The 15,036-nt window shown below is 45.3% G+C and carries 15 protein-coding genes; 7 read left to right on the forward strand and 8 right to left on the reverse strand.

Annotation, left to right across the window (positions count from 1 at the left end; translation table 11 throughout):
* The coding region (locus tag HMPREF9429_RS09325; protein WP_006941802.1) for an L-serine ammonia-lyase, iron-sulfur-dependent, subunit beta at window positions 1–350 on the forward strand (350 nt) is incomplete at its 5' end.
* 70 nt (window positions 351–420) lie between these two features.
* Here the strand turns inward: HMPREF9429_RS09325 and HMPREF9429_RS03775 are convergent.
* The 6 genes from HMPREF9429_RS03775 to thiS all read right to left on the reverse strand — a co-directional run bounded on the left by HMPREF9429_RS03775 (window position 421) and on the right by thiS (window position 4,624).
* Window positions 421–639 (reverse strand): hypothetical protein, encoded by a 219-nt coding sequence (locus HMPREF9429_RS03775; RefSeq protein ID WP_006941803.1) that lies wholly within the window; start codon window positions 637–639, stop codon window positions 421–423.
* Between the two features lie 207 nt (window positions 640–846).
* A complete protein-coding gene (locus tag HMPREF9429_RS03780) occupies window positions 847–1,437 on the reverse strand; it encodes a thiamine phosphate synthase (RefSeq protein ID WP_006941804.1) in 591 nt (196 codons plus the stop codon).
* 209 nt (window positions 1,438–1,646) lie between these two features.
* Complete coding sequence (gene thiF, locus HMPREF9429_RS03785) at window positions 1,647–2,450, reverse strand: sulfur carrier protein ThiS adenylyltransferase ThiF (protein WP_232216644.1); 804 nt, start codon at window positions 2,448–2,450, stop codon at window positions 1,647–1,649.
* 17 nt (window positions 2,451–2,467) lie between these two features.
* Window positions 2,468–3,622, reverse strand: a complete 1,155-nt coding sequence (gene thiH / locus HMPREF9429_RS03790) for a 2-iminoacetate synthase ThiH (protein WP_006941806.1) — start codon at window positions 3,620–3,622, stop codon at window positions 2,468–2,470.
* 14 nt (window positions 3,623–3,636) lie between these two features.
* Entirely contained in the window at window positions 3,637–4,404 is a 768-nt protein-coding gene (locus tag HMPREF9429_RS03795; protein ID WP_040773742.1) for a thiazole synthase, read from the reverse strand.
* A gap of 25 nt (window positions 4,405–4,429) precedes the next feature.
* Complete coding sequence (gene thiS, locus HMPREF9429_RS03800; protein WP_006941811.1) at window positions 4,430–4,624, reverse strand: sulfur carrier protein ThiS; 195 nt, start codon at window positions 4,622–4,624, stop codon at window positions 4,430–4,432.
* A gap of 212 nt (window positions 4,625–4,836) precedes the next feature.
* On the opposite strand from thiS, the gene HMPREF9429_RS03805 reads away from it, so the two are divergent.
* The gene (locus HMPREF9429_RS03805) at window positions 4,837–6,114 is read left to right on the forward strand and encodes a hexokinase family protein (RefSeq protein WP_006941813.1); all 1,278 of its coding nucleotides are present in this window, start codon (window positions 4,837–4,839) and stop codon (window positions 6,112–6,114) included.
* Here the strand turns inward: HMPREF9429_RS03805 and bioB are convergent.
* Window positions 6,095–7,090, reverse strand: a complete 996-nt coding sequence (gene bioB, locus HMPREF9429_RS03810) for a biotin synthase BioB (protein WP_040773744.1) — start codon at window positions 7,088–7,090, stop codon at window positions 6,095–6,097. The two genes, HMPREF9429_RS03805 and bioB, sit on opposite strands and share 20 nt — an antisense overlap.
* Window positions 7,091–7,271: 181 nt before the next feature.
* Between bioB and pdxR the strand changes: the two genes are divergently transcribed.
* From pdxR to HMPREF9429_RS03825, 3 genes are read left to right on the forward strand one after another with little or no spacing between them, the layout of a single operon-like run.
* Entirely contained in the window at window positions 7,272–8,672 is a 1,401-nt protein-coding gene (gene pdxR / locus HMPREF9429_RS03815) for a MocR-like pyridoxine biosynthesis transcription factor PdxR (RefSeq protein WP_006941817.1), read from the forward strand.
* Complete coding sequence (locus tag HMPREF9429_RS03820; RefSeq protein WP_006941819.1) at window positions 8,665–9,930, forward strand: metallophosphoesterase family protein; 1,266 nt, start codon at window positions 8,665–8,667, stop codon at window positions 9,928–9,930. Before pdxR ends, HMPREF9429_RS03820 begins: the two co-directional genes overlap by 8 nt.
* Before the next feature lie 4 nt (window positions 9,931–9,934).
* Window positions 9,935–12,919: an AAA family ATPase gene (locus HMPREF9429_RS03825; protein ID WP_006941821.1), complete on the forward strand. Its 2,985-nt coding sequence runs from the start codon at window positions 9,935–9,937 to the stop codon at window positions 12,917–12,919.
* Between the two features lie 40 nt (window positions 12,920–12,959).
* Here HMPREF9429_RS03825 and HMPREF9429_RS03830 read toward each other — a convergent pair whose 3' ends face one another.
* Window positions 12,960–13,247: a winged helix-turn-helix transcriptional regulator gene (locus tag HMPREF9429_RS03830; RefSeq protein WP_006941824.1), complete on the reverse strand. Its 288-nt coding sequence runs from the start codon at window positions 13,245–13,247 to the stop codon at window positions 12,960–12,962.
* A gap of 136 nt (window positions 13,248–13,383) precedes the next feature.
* On the opposite strand from HMPREF9429_RS03830, the gene HMPREF9429_RS03835 reads away from it, so the two are divergent.
* Both HMPREF9429_RS03835 and HMPREF9429_RS03840 read left to right on the forward strand, forming a co-directional pair.
* Window positions 13,384–13,821 carry a Dps family protein gene (locus HMPREF9429_RS03835; RefSeq protein ID WP_006941825.1) on the forward strand — a complete coding sequence of 146 codons (438 nt, stop codon included), beginning with the start codon at window positions 13,384–13,386 and terminating at the stop codon, window positions 13,819–13,821.
* A gap of 408 nt (window positions 13,822–14,229) precedes the next feature.
* Window positions 14,230–15,015, forward strand: a complete 786-nt coding sequence (locus HMPREF9429_RS03840; RefSeq protein WP_006941827.1) for a glucose-1-dehydrogenase — start codon at window positions 14,230–14,232, stop codon at window positions 15,013–15,015.
* The last annotated feature ends 21 nt before the right edge of the window (window positions 15,016–15,036 follow it).

The raw sequence follows: 15,036 nt of genomic DNA on the forward strand, positions 1-15,036 counted from the left end.
CCGCCGTTGCGGAACTCATGGGCGGGACGAATGATGAGGTATTACAAGCCTTTGCCTTGGCTATGAAAAATATATTGGGCCTTGCGTGTGATCCCGTTGCCGGATTGGTGGAAGTTCCTTGTGTTAAAAGAAACGGCGTTTTTGCAGTCATTGCTCTGACGGCGGCGGAAATGGCTTTGGCCGGTGTGCGTAGTGTTATTCCGCCGGATGAAGTTATTGCGGCTATGGATGAAATAGGGCGCTTACTGCCTGTATCCTTGAAAGAAACGGCGGACGGCGGCTTGGCTAAGACCGAAACCGGTAAGGCTATTGCCGAACGATTGTCGGCAGAAGTGGAAAAAAGTAAGTAAGTATAGTCTGTAAACAATACAAAAGTCCCCGCATTGACTATGTCGATACGGGGACTTTCGGATAATGGGGTTATTCGTTAACCGCTTTGGTGACTCGAACATGATGAGACGATATGACTGTATGTGCATGGCCGGAAATATCGTTAGATTCAAAGACGGGAAGGCCTTCCAAGCGACGATAAATAGAACGACATAAAGTTGCCGGTAAAGGACGCTCTGCAGCAACGGGAATATATTCGCGGAGTATTTCGCTTTCAAATCGGCTTAATTCAATGCAACGTGTTTTCATAAGGCCATCTCCCTGCTTCTTACGTCAAAATACAACATATCGTTTAATTCCTGGAAATATTCTACAATAAATCCTTTATTTTGACAAGTAAAGAAGGAAACCTACTGTGTATAGTAGCATCCGGATTTATATATGAAAAAACGACTCGAATTCAAATGATTCGAGTCGTTTTATATTACAGAGTTGTTTGACAGTGCTGAAATCATATTAGACTTGAAGACTGGCGACATAAGAAGGAATATCATTACTTTCCATAAGGCCCGACATTAAAGCGATTCCTTTGACGGGGGTGGCCTTCAACTCACCTACTGTAGTCGGATTCACTCCGCCTAAGGCATAGACGGGAACGGATACGGCGTTACAGATGTCTTTAACCGTAGAAACTCCGATAGGTGAATAAGCTTCCTTTGACGGCGTACGGAAGACATGCCCCGCAATGACATACGTGGCTCCGAGCTTTTCGGCTTCATGGGCTTCTTCAGCTGTATGAACGGATACGCCTAAGGTGGACATATAATAGCTGATGGATGTATGCGTTTTTAAATAGTCTAGAGAACACTGAAAGCGCGGGATATGCAGGCGTACGGCAACCCGGCCGAAGTTATGCAAAATGCATTGCTTACCGTGTATGTTACATAAACTTAATGCTTTCTTTGCGTAATCGATATACTCATCTTCGCTAAGATCTTTTTCACGGAGTACCAGAGATTCGACGGGAGACGCTACGATTTGTTCCAGTTGATCCCAATAATCCCTGTGTACAAGGTGCCTATTGGTAATTGCAATGACTTTTCGCATGATTCGCTCCTCAAAACATATAGAATAAAATAGCTATATAAAATAATAATTAAGAATACCGAACATTCACCATTTCAATTATTACTATACTGTAATATGCGTATATAGTCAATTAAACCATGCGTTAAACGTATATTAAATAGTAAAGATACACTTTACATGAAGAGATATAAGTCAAGTATGCTTTGGCTTTAAATTTTTGAAGCGAATTACGGCTTTTTTTCAATGCAGAGCTGAATTGCTAAATTGGCTTCGTGAGCGGCACAGATGGCCACGCGAGCCGACATGAGTCCGCCACCGCTTGCCGGACGGGGTGTCTCGTCGCCGCAGATGTATAAACGTGAAGAAATTCGTCGTGTGCGAATATCATTGCTTCTACCGTATCCCGACATTCCCGAAGCGCTGATTACTGTCGTCTCTTCCAATTCGCTTAAGACCGTATTAACCAATAAGGCCTTGGCTTTCGGGTCATCAAAGGCTTCAATGACAATGGAGGAAGAAGAACACAAGGAAGGAATGTTGTCTCGTGTAAGGCGAACCGTTTTCGTGTAGACTCTAAGATAGGGATTAATGAGGCGTAATTGGTTGGACAAGGCTTCGGTTTTATAAGAGCCTATGTCGGATAAGAAATATGATTGACGATTTAAGTTACATAAGTCTACCTTGTCAAAATCATACAGTCGTAAAGTCCCGATACCGCTACGACACAAGTGGACGGCAATATGCGAACCAAGGCCGCCTAAGCCGGCAATGGTGATGTCCGCCTTGTTCAACTTTTCCTGAATGGCTTGGGTGTGACGCCGGCAAAGTCCAGCTACTATATCTTCTTGTGAAGGAACGGACGTCGCGGTGATGAATGTAATATCGTCTCCGTCTTTTAGTGTTATATTGCCGGAGCAAGGACGACCGTTTATGAGAACCGTCATTCCGGCCATGCAGCGTTCACGGTAGAAATCATATAGGGTGGGAGAAGGTGTTTTTATCATGCACCCGTTTACCATAATTGTAGGCATGAGTGTCCTCGCAGAGTTTAAAGATAGATATAATCACTGGTAACGGGTTGCATACCCGCGGTTTTTACAGCCTTGTACATTTCTTCGAATGAACGATTATCGGAGATTTCGAATTGTTCATCTCCCTTAGCTTGAGGCTCTGCTTCTATATGGCCTCCAATGCCGACACAAACGCCGGCCGAAACTTTTGTCGCCGCAATTTTTATGATGTTATTACGGAAGGCTGCATTTTCTCGACTGGAGACGGTAATAGATGCAAATGGCAAAAAAAGACGATAGGCACAGATGATTTGCACCAATCTTCGTTCATCTACATCTTTCGGGTTGATTTTATCGTTGTTGATAATGGGACGCAGACGCGGACAGGAAAGGGAAATTTCGGCATGCGGATACTTCTTTTGTAAAAGACTTGCATGAACGGCTGTGGAAAGGGCATCTTTTTGCCAATCATCCAGACCGAGAAGTGCAGCCAGCCCGACACCGCGCATACCTCCCATAAGCGCTCGTTCCTGAGCGTAAAAGCGATACGGGAAAATTCGTTTATGGCCGGCTAAATGGAGCTTTTCGTATTTATCGGAGTTATAAGTTTCCTGAAACACCGTTACGTAATCGGCACCGCATTGATGCAAATAAGCATATTCATCACTATTGACAGGATATATTTCAATACCTATGACGCGAAAGTATTGACGAGCTTTCTTTATGGCATTACCGATATATTTTACATCGGACATGGACCGGCTTTCTCCTGTAAGAATTAGAATTTCTTCTTGCCCTGTAGCGGCAACGGCCTCGTATTCCCGGCATAGTTCTGAATCCGATAACTTGGCACGTCGGATGGCGTTATGCGAATTGAAGCCGCAATAAATACAATAATTTTCGCAGTAGTTGGCCAGGTACATAGGAGTAAAGATACAGACGGAATTACCGAAATGGCGTCGCGTAGTGTCTTTAGCTCGTTGTGCGATTTTTTCTAAAAAGGGAGTAGCCGCTGTAGACAGCAAGGCCATGAGATCGGATATTTCCAAAATCGATTTAGACAAAGCCGCTTCAACCTCTTTTGCCGTGTAGTCAGAGTCGTTAAAGGCATTGCGGTAGTGAAGTACCGTGTCCAGCATACGGGATTCAATAACTTCCATTCCCGGCTGATAAACCATATGGTCGTTTTTCATGGAAAATTACCTCCTTAAGAATCCAAAAAGCCCGTTAGCGGATCGGAGGCTACGGCATGGTCACTGACGGGACCGAGACCTGACAAATAAGCGTTTCGCCCGGCTCTGATCGCCTCTTTAAAGGCTTTAGCCATAAGGGGAATGTCGTGGGCCGTAGCAATGCCCGTGTTGGCCATGACAGCTGCAGCACCTAATTCCATGGCTTCACAAGCTTGGGAAGGTTTGCCGATACCGGCATCGACAATGACAGGAAGAGGAATTTCACGAATAAGTATTTTAATAAATTCTTTGGTACATAGACCTTTATTGGTTCCGATAGGAGCCCCTAAAGGCATGACAGCTGATGCCCCGGCAGCTTGAAGTTCACGGGCGGCATACAAATCGGGGTACATATAAGGGAGTACGATAAAACCCTCATCTACCAATTGTTTCGTAGCTTTTATCGTTTCGTTGTTGTCGGGCAATAAATATTTACTGTCATTCATAATTTCGATTTTAATGAAGTCACCGCAGCCGACTTCACGGGAAAGGCGAGCAATGCGTACCGCTTCTTCAGCCGTTCTGGCACCGGAGGTATTCGGCAATAAGGTAATACCTTGCGGAATATGATGCAAAATATTATCTTTCGGCCCTGCTTCTGCCCGTCGTAGGGCAAGGGTAATAATTTCCGCTTCTCCTTCCGTGACGGCAGCGTGAATCAAGTTAACCGAATATTTCCCGGAACCTAAAATAAATCTTGATGTAAACTTATGTCCGCCTAGACATAAAGTATCTGCGTTCATATACAACACTCCTTTTATGTGGAGATTAGCCTCCACCGACAAATTGAACTATCTCTACCGTATCCCCGTCTTGTAAGACTGTTTTGTCATAATCGCTTCGCTTCACAATAGAACCGTTTCGCTCGACGGCAATGAGGTCGCGATCGTAGTCGTTTAAAAGCAACCAATGGGACAGGCACAGGGACTTTTTATCAATCCCTCGGCCGTTAACAATAATCATACGGACCTCCCTTTTTCGCAAAAAACCGCACGAAAAAATACACCCGTGGTGGTGTACCCCTTCGTGCGGTCGCTGATACGAACTCACTCTATGTACCATTATAATAAAGCATATGCATAATATCAATTTATAATCTTGCACACTATTTGCCGGTTCGGTGACTTTTGGGAATACCGTTTTATGGTAAAATATACATACAGAGGAGGAGCGCCATGGAAAAGAACAATGAATGGTATGCCATAGGTAAAGATTTTTGCTTATCTGACGAAGCACTCTATCAATTTACGGCAGCCTTTCGAGAAGATATGGAAGCGGCGTTAGCCGGAAAAGAGTCGTCCTTATCTGCCGATCGGACCTTTATCGGATTACCCACCGGCCGTGAAGGCGGGCGATATATAGCCGTCGATTTTGGCGGGTCTACTTTACGCGCCGCCCGTATTCTCCTGACCGGTAAGGGATATTACGTTATTGAACGGAAGGCACAAATGCCATTGGTTGTACCGGGGAAACATGACTTTACAAGTCAGTCGGCAACGGCGGAAGAACTATTCGACGCGTTGGCCGACTTGGTGAGCCAAGTGGCTGATAAGAATAAACATTATGTATTGGGGCATACTTTTTCCTTTGCTGTAGAGCAACATGAATTGGGAGACGGTAAACTATTGTCGTGGGTAAAGGAAATCGGAACGTCAGGAGTCGAGGGGAAGTATGTGAATCAGTTGCTGACCGAAGCCTTGAAGCGCCGAGGGTACACGCTTATCCGACCGGTAGCCTTACTGAATGATACGACGGCTACCTTGCTGACGGCCGCTTATGCCAATGAAATTTGCAATGTAGCCGTTATTTGCGGTACGGGATTTAATATGTGTTTTTATGACAATAGAAAAAAAGAGATTGTCAACTTGGAAGCCGGTGAATTTTCTCGTCTTACCCGCTCTGCTTGGGACTTGGCGGTAGATAAAGAAACCCAACATCCCGGGCGACATCTCTTGGAAAAAATGCTTAGCGGAGCTTATTTAGGACGGATTTTTCGCCGCCTTGTCATGGCTTATTTTAAAACGGATCAAATTCCTCACATCTCTACTGAAACCTTGGCGAACCTGATTCGCAGTGAATCGCCACAGGAGACACGGCGTCTCATGTCGGCGGCATGGGGACGTATTCTTACCTTTGAAGATACGAAGGCGTTGAGCAATCTGGGGGCTTCCGTTTTTGTTCGCTCGGCCCAACTCATGGGAGCCGCCGTAGCCGCCGTGCTTCTTCATATGTACGGACATGAAGAAGTTCCCAACCAAACCATTGCTGTTGACGGCAGTGTGTGCACGCGTGTACGCGGTTGTCTGCCTGTTATGACGGAAGCGGCATTCAACTGCTTTCACAATGCGGCAGGAAATATGAAAGAAATGAAGGCTCTGCCAGAATTTTTGGAGAATTCGTCCCTTGTCGGGGCGGCTATTGCGGCGGCTATCGTTATGAGAGACAGGGAATAGCGGGGCGACGATTTAAATCTTGCAACATTTGACGGTCCACGTGAGTTTCATTTCCTTTTGTCGTCAAATAGCCGCCGATCATAAGGCCGTCGGCACCGGCCGTTAATGCATAGGCCTGCATGGAGCGGAGATTTATTTCCCGTCCGCCGGCCGTGCGTATTTGGGCTTTCGGCAAAATAAAGCGAAGGACTGAAAAAATACGAAGAATTTCCCACGGTGAAGGGGGCTGTACATTTTCCAGTGCAGTCCCTTTTATAGGATTTAAAATATTGACCGGGACGGAGTCGATGCCCAAGCGCTTTAAGGTATAGGCCATTTCAATACGCTGGTGTTGCGATTCTCCTAAACCGAAAATACCTCCGCAACAGGGCCGTAATCCTGCGGCTATCACTTCTTTTACCATCTTTTCCTTATCGGCAAAGGTGTGAGTTGTACAGATTGAGGGAAAATAGGACGGTGCTGTTTCAATATTACTGTGGTATCGGGTAATGCCGGCAGCCTTTAAGGCCTTTAACTGAGTTTTGTTAATCAGGCCCAAGGAGCAACATATCTCAATACCGATAGTATCCCTAATGACCGGTATGGCTCTTATAATATTTTCAAAGTCGGGGCCCGGTTCGACAGAACGACCTCCCGTGACGATTGAAAAGCGAGTGGCCCCGGCAGCCTTGGCCTTGCGGGCGCAAGTGATAATTTCTTCTGTAGAAATAAGAGGAAAAACGGGGATATTTGCGTGATGGAATGCCGATTGGGCACAGAAACTGCAGTTTTCTGAGCATTTACCGGACCTGGCTGCGGCAATAGCGCAGCAATCGACATCGTTACCGCAAAAATGTTGTCGTATTTTATCGGCAAAAGCAGCTAATAACGGGGTGTCTTCATCATTTACGGTCAAAAGTTCAAGTGCTTCTTCAGGCGTTATCTCTCCACCGCCTAAGATGCGCTGAGTGTAGGCTGATAATTTTGAAATCTCCATGCTGGTCCTCCCGGGTGCAGTTTTATTCATAAAATCAGTATAGAATAAAGAAAGTATAAGGTCAACTTAAAAAACCTTTAAAAAGTTTACAAAGGAAGCAGATATCGGAAAAATATAGCCTTTTCAGGCTCTTTTTTTTTCGTTACAATAGGTATATCTTTTATGAAGGTGAAGAAAAATAATGCTCCAAATCGACAAAGTATCGAAAAAACCGTATTATGTACAAGTTTATGAATACTTTAAGGCTGAAATCGAAAGCGGACGTATGCGGGCCGGAACAAAGTTACCGTCTATACGTGCCCTGGCTATGAGAGTCGGAATCAGCAAACTTACGGTTGAAAGAGCGTACTTTCAATTATCAAATGAAGGCTATATACAAGGGCGAAGTAAGGCTCGTTTTGAGGCCGCCTTTTTAGGTGATAAGGAGACAGCGGTTAGGGGACTTCAGGTGTGCCCGGTGGAGGAGAAACGTCGTATTTTATACGATTTTACGAGTGGTGATGCCGGGGCGGAAGGGTTTCCCTTAGTATTATGGCGGCGTTATATGCATCGTGTGCTTTCCGAGCCGGTCATGCTGAACGAAGCACAGGATGAACAAGGGGTCCCGGTTCTGAGGGAAGCGTTGAGTCGATATGTGTATGAAACCCGTGGCGTTTATACGGATAAGGAGCATATTGTTATCGGTAGCGGTGTTACGGCGCTTTTGCGTATTTTGGGGTATTTGTTGAAACAAAAAGGGGCATCGAATATAGCCGTAGAAGAGCCGGGCTTCCGTTTGGCCAGAGAAATTTTTCGATCCGGCGGCTATACTGTTTATCCCGTACCTGTAGGCGATGACGGAATCGATGAGTCAAAATTGGTTGCAAGTGCGGCGAATATGGTTTACGTTACGCCGTCTCACCAGTTTCCGACGGGCTCAGTCATGCCCGTCGCACGTCGTCGCGGATTGTTACGTTGGGCAGCGGCCCGGGACGGACTTATTATTGAAGACGATTACGATAGCGAACTTCGTTACGAGGGACGTCCCGTGCCGGCATTAAAGAGTACGGATGAGACGAATCGTGTCGTTTACCTCGGCTCCTTATCAAAAGTATTGCCTTTTTTCGTCCGCATAAGTTACATGATTTTGCCTGATGAACTCATTTATGCTTACCGTCATGAGCAGGAGCTGTTTCGTCAAAGTGTATCCGTGCCTGAACAATGTGTAGTAGCCGAGTATATTCGTAGCGGTGAAATGGCGAAACAAACTCGGCGGTTGCGTCGTCTTTACCAGGAAAAAGGGCGTCAGACGGAAACGTTATTGAAAAAATACTTCGGACCCCGTGCCGAAGTGAATCGCACCGGGTCGGGTGTACGTCTGCGGTTGGCTTTTGAGTCATCTTTGAGTGAAGAGGAACTGACAGAAACGGCTATTTTAAAGGGGTGCCTGGTGAAGCCCATGAAAAGTTTTTATGAAATATACAGCGAAGGTACAAAAAAAGTGTTTTTTTTATCCTTTGCACGTATTCGAGAGGCCGATTTGGAAGATGCCGTAAGAACATTGCATGAGGCATGGACGGCAGAAGGAGTTATTCATGGCTAAAACATTTCGATTTATTCATTGTGCCGATTTACATTTAGGTTCGCCCTTTCGCAGTCTGGCCCCGTTAGAAGATCGCTGGAAGCGTATTGTCGGGGATGCAACCTTGAAAGCCTTTCATAAAATCGTACAGTTGGCCATAGATAAACGGGTACATGCCTTAATTATTTCGGGGGACATATATAACAGTGCCAGTCACAATTTGACGGCTCAACTTGATTTCGTACGCCGCCTGCACACCTTGGCAGCACATGGAATTCCCGTATTTATCGCTTACGGTAATCATGACCCGGCTATATCCTGGCAAGCGGAAATTCCTTTTCCGCCGAATGTGCACGTTTTTTCGACGGATAAAGCGGAACGAATTCCTCTCGTTGTCGAAGGGGAAGAATTGGCTGCCATATACGGTCGCAGTTACGAACGTCGCGAGTTACGTGAAAATGCGTCGCGCGACATGAGGCGTCAAACGGGTGATCGTTATGCCGTCGGTGTTTTGCATACACAAGTGGACGGTACCGATTCATCGTATGCACCGTGTTCCCTTGCTGATTTAAAAGAAAGCGGTATGGACTACTGGGCCTTGGGACACGTACATAAGCACGGTATTCTTTGCGAATCGCCGTACGTCGTTTACGCCGGCAATCCTCAGGGATTGGATTGTACGGAAACCGGTCCGCGCGGATGCTATTATGTAGAAGCCGGCCCCTACGGTACGACGAACGTGCAATTTGTTGATACGTCCGTCGCTCGGTGGGAAACCGTGAGTATCCCCATTGATACCTTGGAGTCGGTTTCAGCTTTGCGGGAAGCGGTTAGATTGGAAAAAGAAAAAATTCGTCGTCAGGCGGGAAAACCCGTATTTTTGACTGTAGAATTTACCGGTGCCGGGAGTATGTATCGCGTTATTAATAACTCTGAATCGGTACAATACTGGATAAACAGCTGGCAAGAAGATGAAGAAGGTAAATATGCTTTTATTATGGTAACGTCTGTCAAGAATAAGGCCAGACCGAAGCTTAACTTAACGGAGCGAAGTCAGTTACCGGATACCGTCGGAGATTTTTTGAATATTGCCGAGCAGATAGAAGGCTTGCCGACCGCTGAAAAGGCGGAACTTTTGCGGCGTATATTAACAGATCGCCCTGAGTTCGAACGGCTCGGAGCCTATGGCAGAAACCTTACGGATGAGCGGCTGATAGCCGCTTTTGAACGGGCTAAATGGTTCGGAGTACAGCAGTTGACGGAGACAAGTAGAGGGTAAGCGAATGAAAATAATTCAAATGAATTTAGATGACTTCGGCATTTATCATAATGTCATGTGGAACCCTCCCGAAAAAGGGCTTATCGTTATGCACGGTCGTAATGAAAGCGGTAAGACGACGTTAATGAAATACGTTCGCTCCATGTTTTTCGGTTACCTGAGAGGTGAGTGGAAAGGCTATTTCGGACACATGGATATTCGCCGGGAGAACGGACGGGAATATAGGATTTATCGTAATGAAAAGGAATCTTATATAGCCGATGGAGACATGCTTATTCATGAAGAGCCGGCCCGTCTATGGTGGCATGACTTGGAACGTGTAACGTATGACAATATCTTTGCCATGGGGTTGGAAGATCTTCAAGGATTTAAGGTCCTGTCCAATGAAGCTGTGCGCAGTCGATTTTTCAGCATTGAAAGCGGCATGAACCTGGGGGCAACAAGTCGTGATTTACAGCGGCGTATGAGTGATTTACTGGTTGCTTCCGTTCAAGGAAAAAAGCCGATTAATCAGCTTTTATCGCAACAGCGAGATTACGATTTACGTATTGATCGTCTGGCTTATGATGAAGAAGAATTTGCCGCCTTGCAAAAGGAAGAGGAAAAAACACACGAAGAAGAACGTCGTATTCGCTTGGAAGCGGAAGAGATCAAGTTGCAGTTAGAGCGAATTTCTATGCCTATTTCCGCATGGCAGGTATATCGTCGCGGTCGTGAAGCGTGGAATCATATGCAGGAATTGGCCGATGTATCCCAATTTCCGCCCGAAGGAGCTAAGGAATTTACTCAAACGGAAGAGAAAATAGCCTCTTTTACGGAACAAATAGAGTCTATCCGCCGTTCGTACGGAAAAACGGATGAAGTTCCCGAAGACGCACAGTGCTGGAAGGCGGCGGCCCCTCAAATCGAAAGTCTACATGCAGAAATCGCTCAATGGAAACAGATGGCGACTAAGTTGGCTGAAAACAATGATGCCCATACGGACCGCAGTTTTGATTGCAATCGCATAGAACGCACTTTGCGGGAATGGACGGACGGGGAGGTTTCACGCCGGGTAGATTGGGAAGAGGGCTTGAAGGCCGTTATGATAGCCGAAAGGCTGGAACGAGAGACGGAAAAATGGCAGGCTGCCAAACCGAAGGCGGTTGACGGAACGGAAGAACGGAAAATCACCGGCCCTGTCCGCACAAAAATTCAGTGGCAGGACTTGGGAAAAAATCTGGGGGCTGCACGCGATGCCTTAGCGGAGAAACGCCGACTTGCGGAAATGCTCGAATGGATTAAGGCGACTCCGGCTCCGTCCGTTAGCGCATTGACCGGCTCCGTGATTGTCACTCTGGCGGTTACCGTTGCAGCGGTGAGCGGTGCCGTCGCGGAAGACTTGTCCTATTTATATGTAGTGGCTCTTGTTTTTTTCTGTATCAGTGCGGTGCTTTGGCATAAACGTCATAAAGCCGTATCCTATCGGCCTCAAAGAATTGGCGAGTTGGAAGCTCACTTGGAAGCGGCACAGAGTCGACTGCAATCCTTTGCAGAAGAATATGCTCCCCATCTCGATTCAACAGCAAGTGTTGAAGAGTGGACCGGCGTTTTGGACGGTTTACGCCGTGAATATACGGATTGGCAGACGCGCTCGACCCGTGAGTCATGGGAACGGGAACAACAGGACATGTATTTGGCTCTGTATGATAAATGGCAAAAAGAAGGAAAAACTCGTCGGGAACAGTTGGAGGAAGCTTTATCGACATGGCGCACATGGCAGAGTCATTCGGGATTTACACGCTTGCCGTTAAACCGATTTAATGAAGCTCATAATCTATGGGAAACATGGCATCGTTTATATGAAGCGAATCTTAAATGGGAGAGCGAACGGAGCGAGCTGGAACAGCGTGTAAGTCGTATGATTGATAGGGGCGAGCAGATCTTCAGGGAACTGTCCGTAAAAAAAGAGGTTACGCCCGATGCAGTGGAAGCAGTATATAAACAGTGGCAAGCAGTGCAAGTTCACCTTGAAGTAGCTAAAGAACAAGAGCGACTACGCCGCGAAGGGGACGCCCGTATTGCTGAATTGGAAGCGGAAAAACGACTGCGGGAAGCTCGATTACAAGAATTGTTGAAGCAGACGGAATGCCGTAGTGTGGGTGAGTTTCGTACTAAGGCCTTACAATTTGAACGGTTTTGTCAGTATAAAGAGGTTTATGAACAATCTGAATCTCATATAAGATTAATTGCTAAAGATGCGAAGACTTATGCAGAATTGCAGCGAGAATTGAGCATTCACGACTTGAAGGTCTGGGAAGACGAGAAGGCTCATTATGAAAGTCGCTTGGCCGAATGTGAAAAAAAACTGGCGGCTATAGCAGAAAAAAGAGGAACCGTCGTAGAGCGTTTGAGTGCCATGGCTAAGAACGAGGTATACTCAGAATTGTTACAGGAAAAGCAGTCTACCTGTGCCGAGCTCGATAAACTGATGGATGAATGGCTTACAGAGTTATACGCTCAGCATATGTTGCGTGAAGCTCAGTCATACTATGAACGTGTACGACAACCGGCAGTTATCAAAAAAGCCGGTGAGTATTTGTATTTTATGACAGGCGGTCGGTATACTTTGCAGTCTGCATCGGACGGACGGCGTCTCTTTGCCGTCGACGGTATGCAAAGACGTACGTCCGAAAAAGAGTGGAGTAGCGGATTGGGGGATCAGATTTATCTGGCCGTTCGTGTGGCCCTGGCCATGGCTTTCGCCGGACAGATAGAATCTATGCCGCTTATCTTGGATGATATCCTTGTTCGATTTGATGAAGTTCGGCAAAAAGAAGCCTTGAGATTTCTGGCCGACCTGGGAAAAACGGAGCAAGTGTTTTTGTTTACTTGTTCTGAAGAAACTCGGCGTCTGGCCGTTGAAGTTCAAAAAGAGTTGGCAGGAGAAACGGACAGCGTTCACTTATTTGAAATATCTAAGGGAACCATAGAAGCTAAGGGAGTATAAAAAAGCCTTGCTTTACAGGAATGTAAAGCAAGGCTTTTTTTCAGTCTCCGTATTTCTGATAGACTCTTTGTATGTGGTTTAACGTATATAAAATACTTTTGCCCAAGGGGAGTAATTCATAAAGACCTTTTTCATTTTTTTGAATTAAATGGCGGGTAAGAAGTGCTTTAATCTTTCTATTCAATTCTGTTTCACTAATATAAGGAATGTTTATCAAAATAATGGAAAATGAGTTTTTGCCGGAATCAATAGATGCCAGTATTTCGGGAATCCATTTTAGCCTGAGAATATCTTGTATATCTTGGAATTTTCTATTAAATTCGACCATAAGAGATTCACCGTCCTTTCATAAAACCTTATAGTTCTTTATAGTATATCATGGGTCTAACCTTTTTGTTAGTTGAAAATAAAAATCAATAAAGTTAAAATAAAGAAAATCAAATAATAGATAGGGGGAGTTTTACATGAAAAACTTAAAGACTGTAAATCAATATATTGCGAATCTTGCCGTTCTCAACATTAAGACACATAACCTTCATTTTAATGTAGTAGGATCGAGCTTTAAAAATGTTCATGAATACTTGGAAAGTATCTATAATACCTATTTCGAGTATTATGATGCCGTAGCGGAACTGGTTAAGATGCAAGGGCAAATGCCTTCCGTATCTACGGAAGAGTATATGAAGGCGGCTACAATTAAGGAAGTCCCGGCTAAGGAATATCCCGTGGCGGAAGCCTTGGACATTGTGTTGAAAGACCTGGAAGTAATGACAAAGGCGGCTTTAAAAATTCGAGAAGGCGCTGAAAAGGAAGATAACTTCCTTCTTGCCAATATGATGGAAGACCATGTGGCATATTATATGAAACAACGCTGGTTTATTTCGGCAACACTATATAAGTAATATCCTTCTGATTTTATGCAACATGCAAAAAAGGGCTCTTACGAGTCCCTTTTTGCATGTGTAAAATAAATTGCGGTTTTTGAGGGAAAATAAAATTATTGTTAAATAAAATCTTGATAATATATATGACTATAGTATACTGAAACAGTCGTGAAATGAAAGTAAGGAAGTACATTTATGGAGTAGCGAACCTTAAGGGAAATTATAATAGCTTTGGTTACTGCTTTAGGAGCAGAAATACAGCCGTTGATTCTTCAGAAAGCAGAAGGCACGTCTGGTGGATTCTTATTTTAAAAGGCATAAGGACACGACGCGAACAGACTTTTACTGCAAGCGTGTTACTTTGTGTTATTGGCGGCAGTAGTATAATCTTATTTATTGAGAATTAGGGGACGAAAGGATTTCTATATGTACAGTGAATTAAAAGGAAAAGTAGCCGTCATTACAGGCGGATCTAAGGGAATCGGAACGGCTATCGCCAAGCGTTTCGGGCAAGAAGGCATGAAGGTTGTCATTAACTATAATTCCGATGCAGCCGGTGCAGAGTTGGCTGCAGAAGCGGTTCGATGTGCCGGCGGAGAGGCGGTTACTGTCAAGGCTCATGTCGGTACGGAAGAAGGCGTGCAGTCTCTGGTCGATGCGGCTGTAGAAAACTACGGAGGTATCGACGTATGGATTAACAATGCGGGCATGGAAAACAAGGTGGCGACTCATGAAATGCCCTTAAGCGATTGGGAACGAGTTATTAACGTTAATTTAACAGGTGTATTTCTCGGTACACGTGCGGCTTTGACATATTTTATGGAGCATGATGTAAAGGGAAGTATTGTAAATATGTCATCAGTTCATGAGCAGATTCCTTGGCCGACCTTTGCACATTACTGTGCGTCCAAAGGCGGTATTAAACTCTTTACGCAAACTGTGGCCATGGAGTATGCCAAGTACGGAATTCGGGTGAATGCCGTCGGTCCCGGAGCTATTAATACGCCTATTAATGCGAAAAAATTCTCCGACCCCGTTCAGTATGAAGAAACGATGAGTATGGTTCCTATGAAGCGTATCGGTAAGCCTGAAGAAGTAGCAGCTTGTGTGGTTTGGCTTGCTTCCGATGAAGCGTCATACGTAACAGGAATCACCCTTTTTGTAGACGGCGGCATGACCTTGTATCCGGCTTTTCAAGACGGTAAGGGTTAAAACTTTGTAAAAGAGTATACG

It is taken from the genome of Megasphaera micronuciformis F0359, assembly GCF_000165735.1.
GTDB lineage: Bacteria > Bacillota > Negativicutes > Veillonellales > Megasphaeraceae > Megasphaera > Megasphaera micronuciformis.

Excerpts from the sequence above, each read along its gene's own strand:
- HMPREF9429_RS03775 (WP_006941803.1), bottom strand. The coding sequence starts at position 639 with ATGAAAACACGTTGCATTGAATTAAGCCGATTTGAAAGCGAAATACTC.
- HMPREF9429_RS03780 (WP_006941804.1), bottom strand. The coding sequence starts at position 1,437 with ATGCGAAAAGTCATTGCAATTACCAATAGGCACCTTGTACACAGGGAT.
- thiF (WP_232216644.1), bottom strand. The coding sequence starts at position 2,450 with ATGCCTACAATTATGGTAAACGGGTGCATGATAAAAACACCTTCTCCC.
- thiH (WP_006941806.1), bottom strand. The coding sequence starts at position 3,622 with ATGAAAAACGACCATATGGTTTATCAGCCGGGAATGGAAGTTATTGAA.
- HMPREF9429_RS03795 (WP_040773742.1), bottom strand. The coding sequence starts at position 4,404 with ATGAACGCAGATACTTTATGTCTAGGCGGACATAAGTTTACATCAAGA.
- thiS (WP_006941811.1), bottom strand. The coding sequence starts at position 4,624 with ATGATTATTGTTAACGGCCGAGGGATTGATAAAAAGTCCCTGTGCCTG.
- HMPREF9429_RS03805 (WP_006941813.1), top strand. The coding sequence starts at position 4,837 with ATGGAAAAGAACAATGAATGGTATGCCATAGGTAAAGATTTTTGCTTA.
- bioB (WP_040773744.1), bottom strand. The coding sequence starts at position 7,090 with ATGGAGATTTCAAAATTATCAGCCTACACTCAGCGCATCTTAGGCGGT.
- pdxR (WP_006941817.1), top strand. The coding sequence starts at position 7,272 with ATGCTCCAAATCGACAAAGTATCGAAAAAACCGTATTATGTACAAGTT.
- HMPREF9429_RS03820 (WP_006941819.1), top strand. The coding sequence starts at position 8,665 with ATGGCTAAAACATTTCGATTTATTCATTGTGCCGATTTACATTTAGGT.
- HMPREF9429_RS03825 (WP_006941821.1), top strand. The coding sequence starts at position 9,935 with ATGAAAATAATTCAAATGAATTTAGATGACTTCGGCATTTATCATAAT.
- HMPREF9429_RS03830 (WP_006941824.1), bottom strand. The coding sequence starts at position 13,247 with ATGGTCGAATTTAATAGAAAATTCCAAGATATACAAGATATTCTCAGG.
- HMPREF9429_RS03835 (WP_006941825.1), top strand. The coding sequence starts at position 13,384 with ATGAAAAACTTAAAGACTGTAAATCAATATATTGCGAATCTTGCCGTT.
- HMPREF9429_RS03840 (WP_006941827.1), top strand. The coding sequence starts at position 14,230 with ATGTACAGTGAATTAAAAGGAAAAGTAGCCGTCATTACAGGCGGATCT.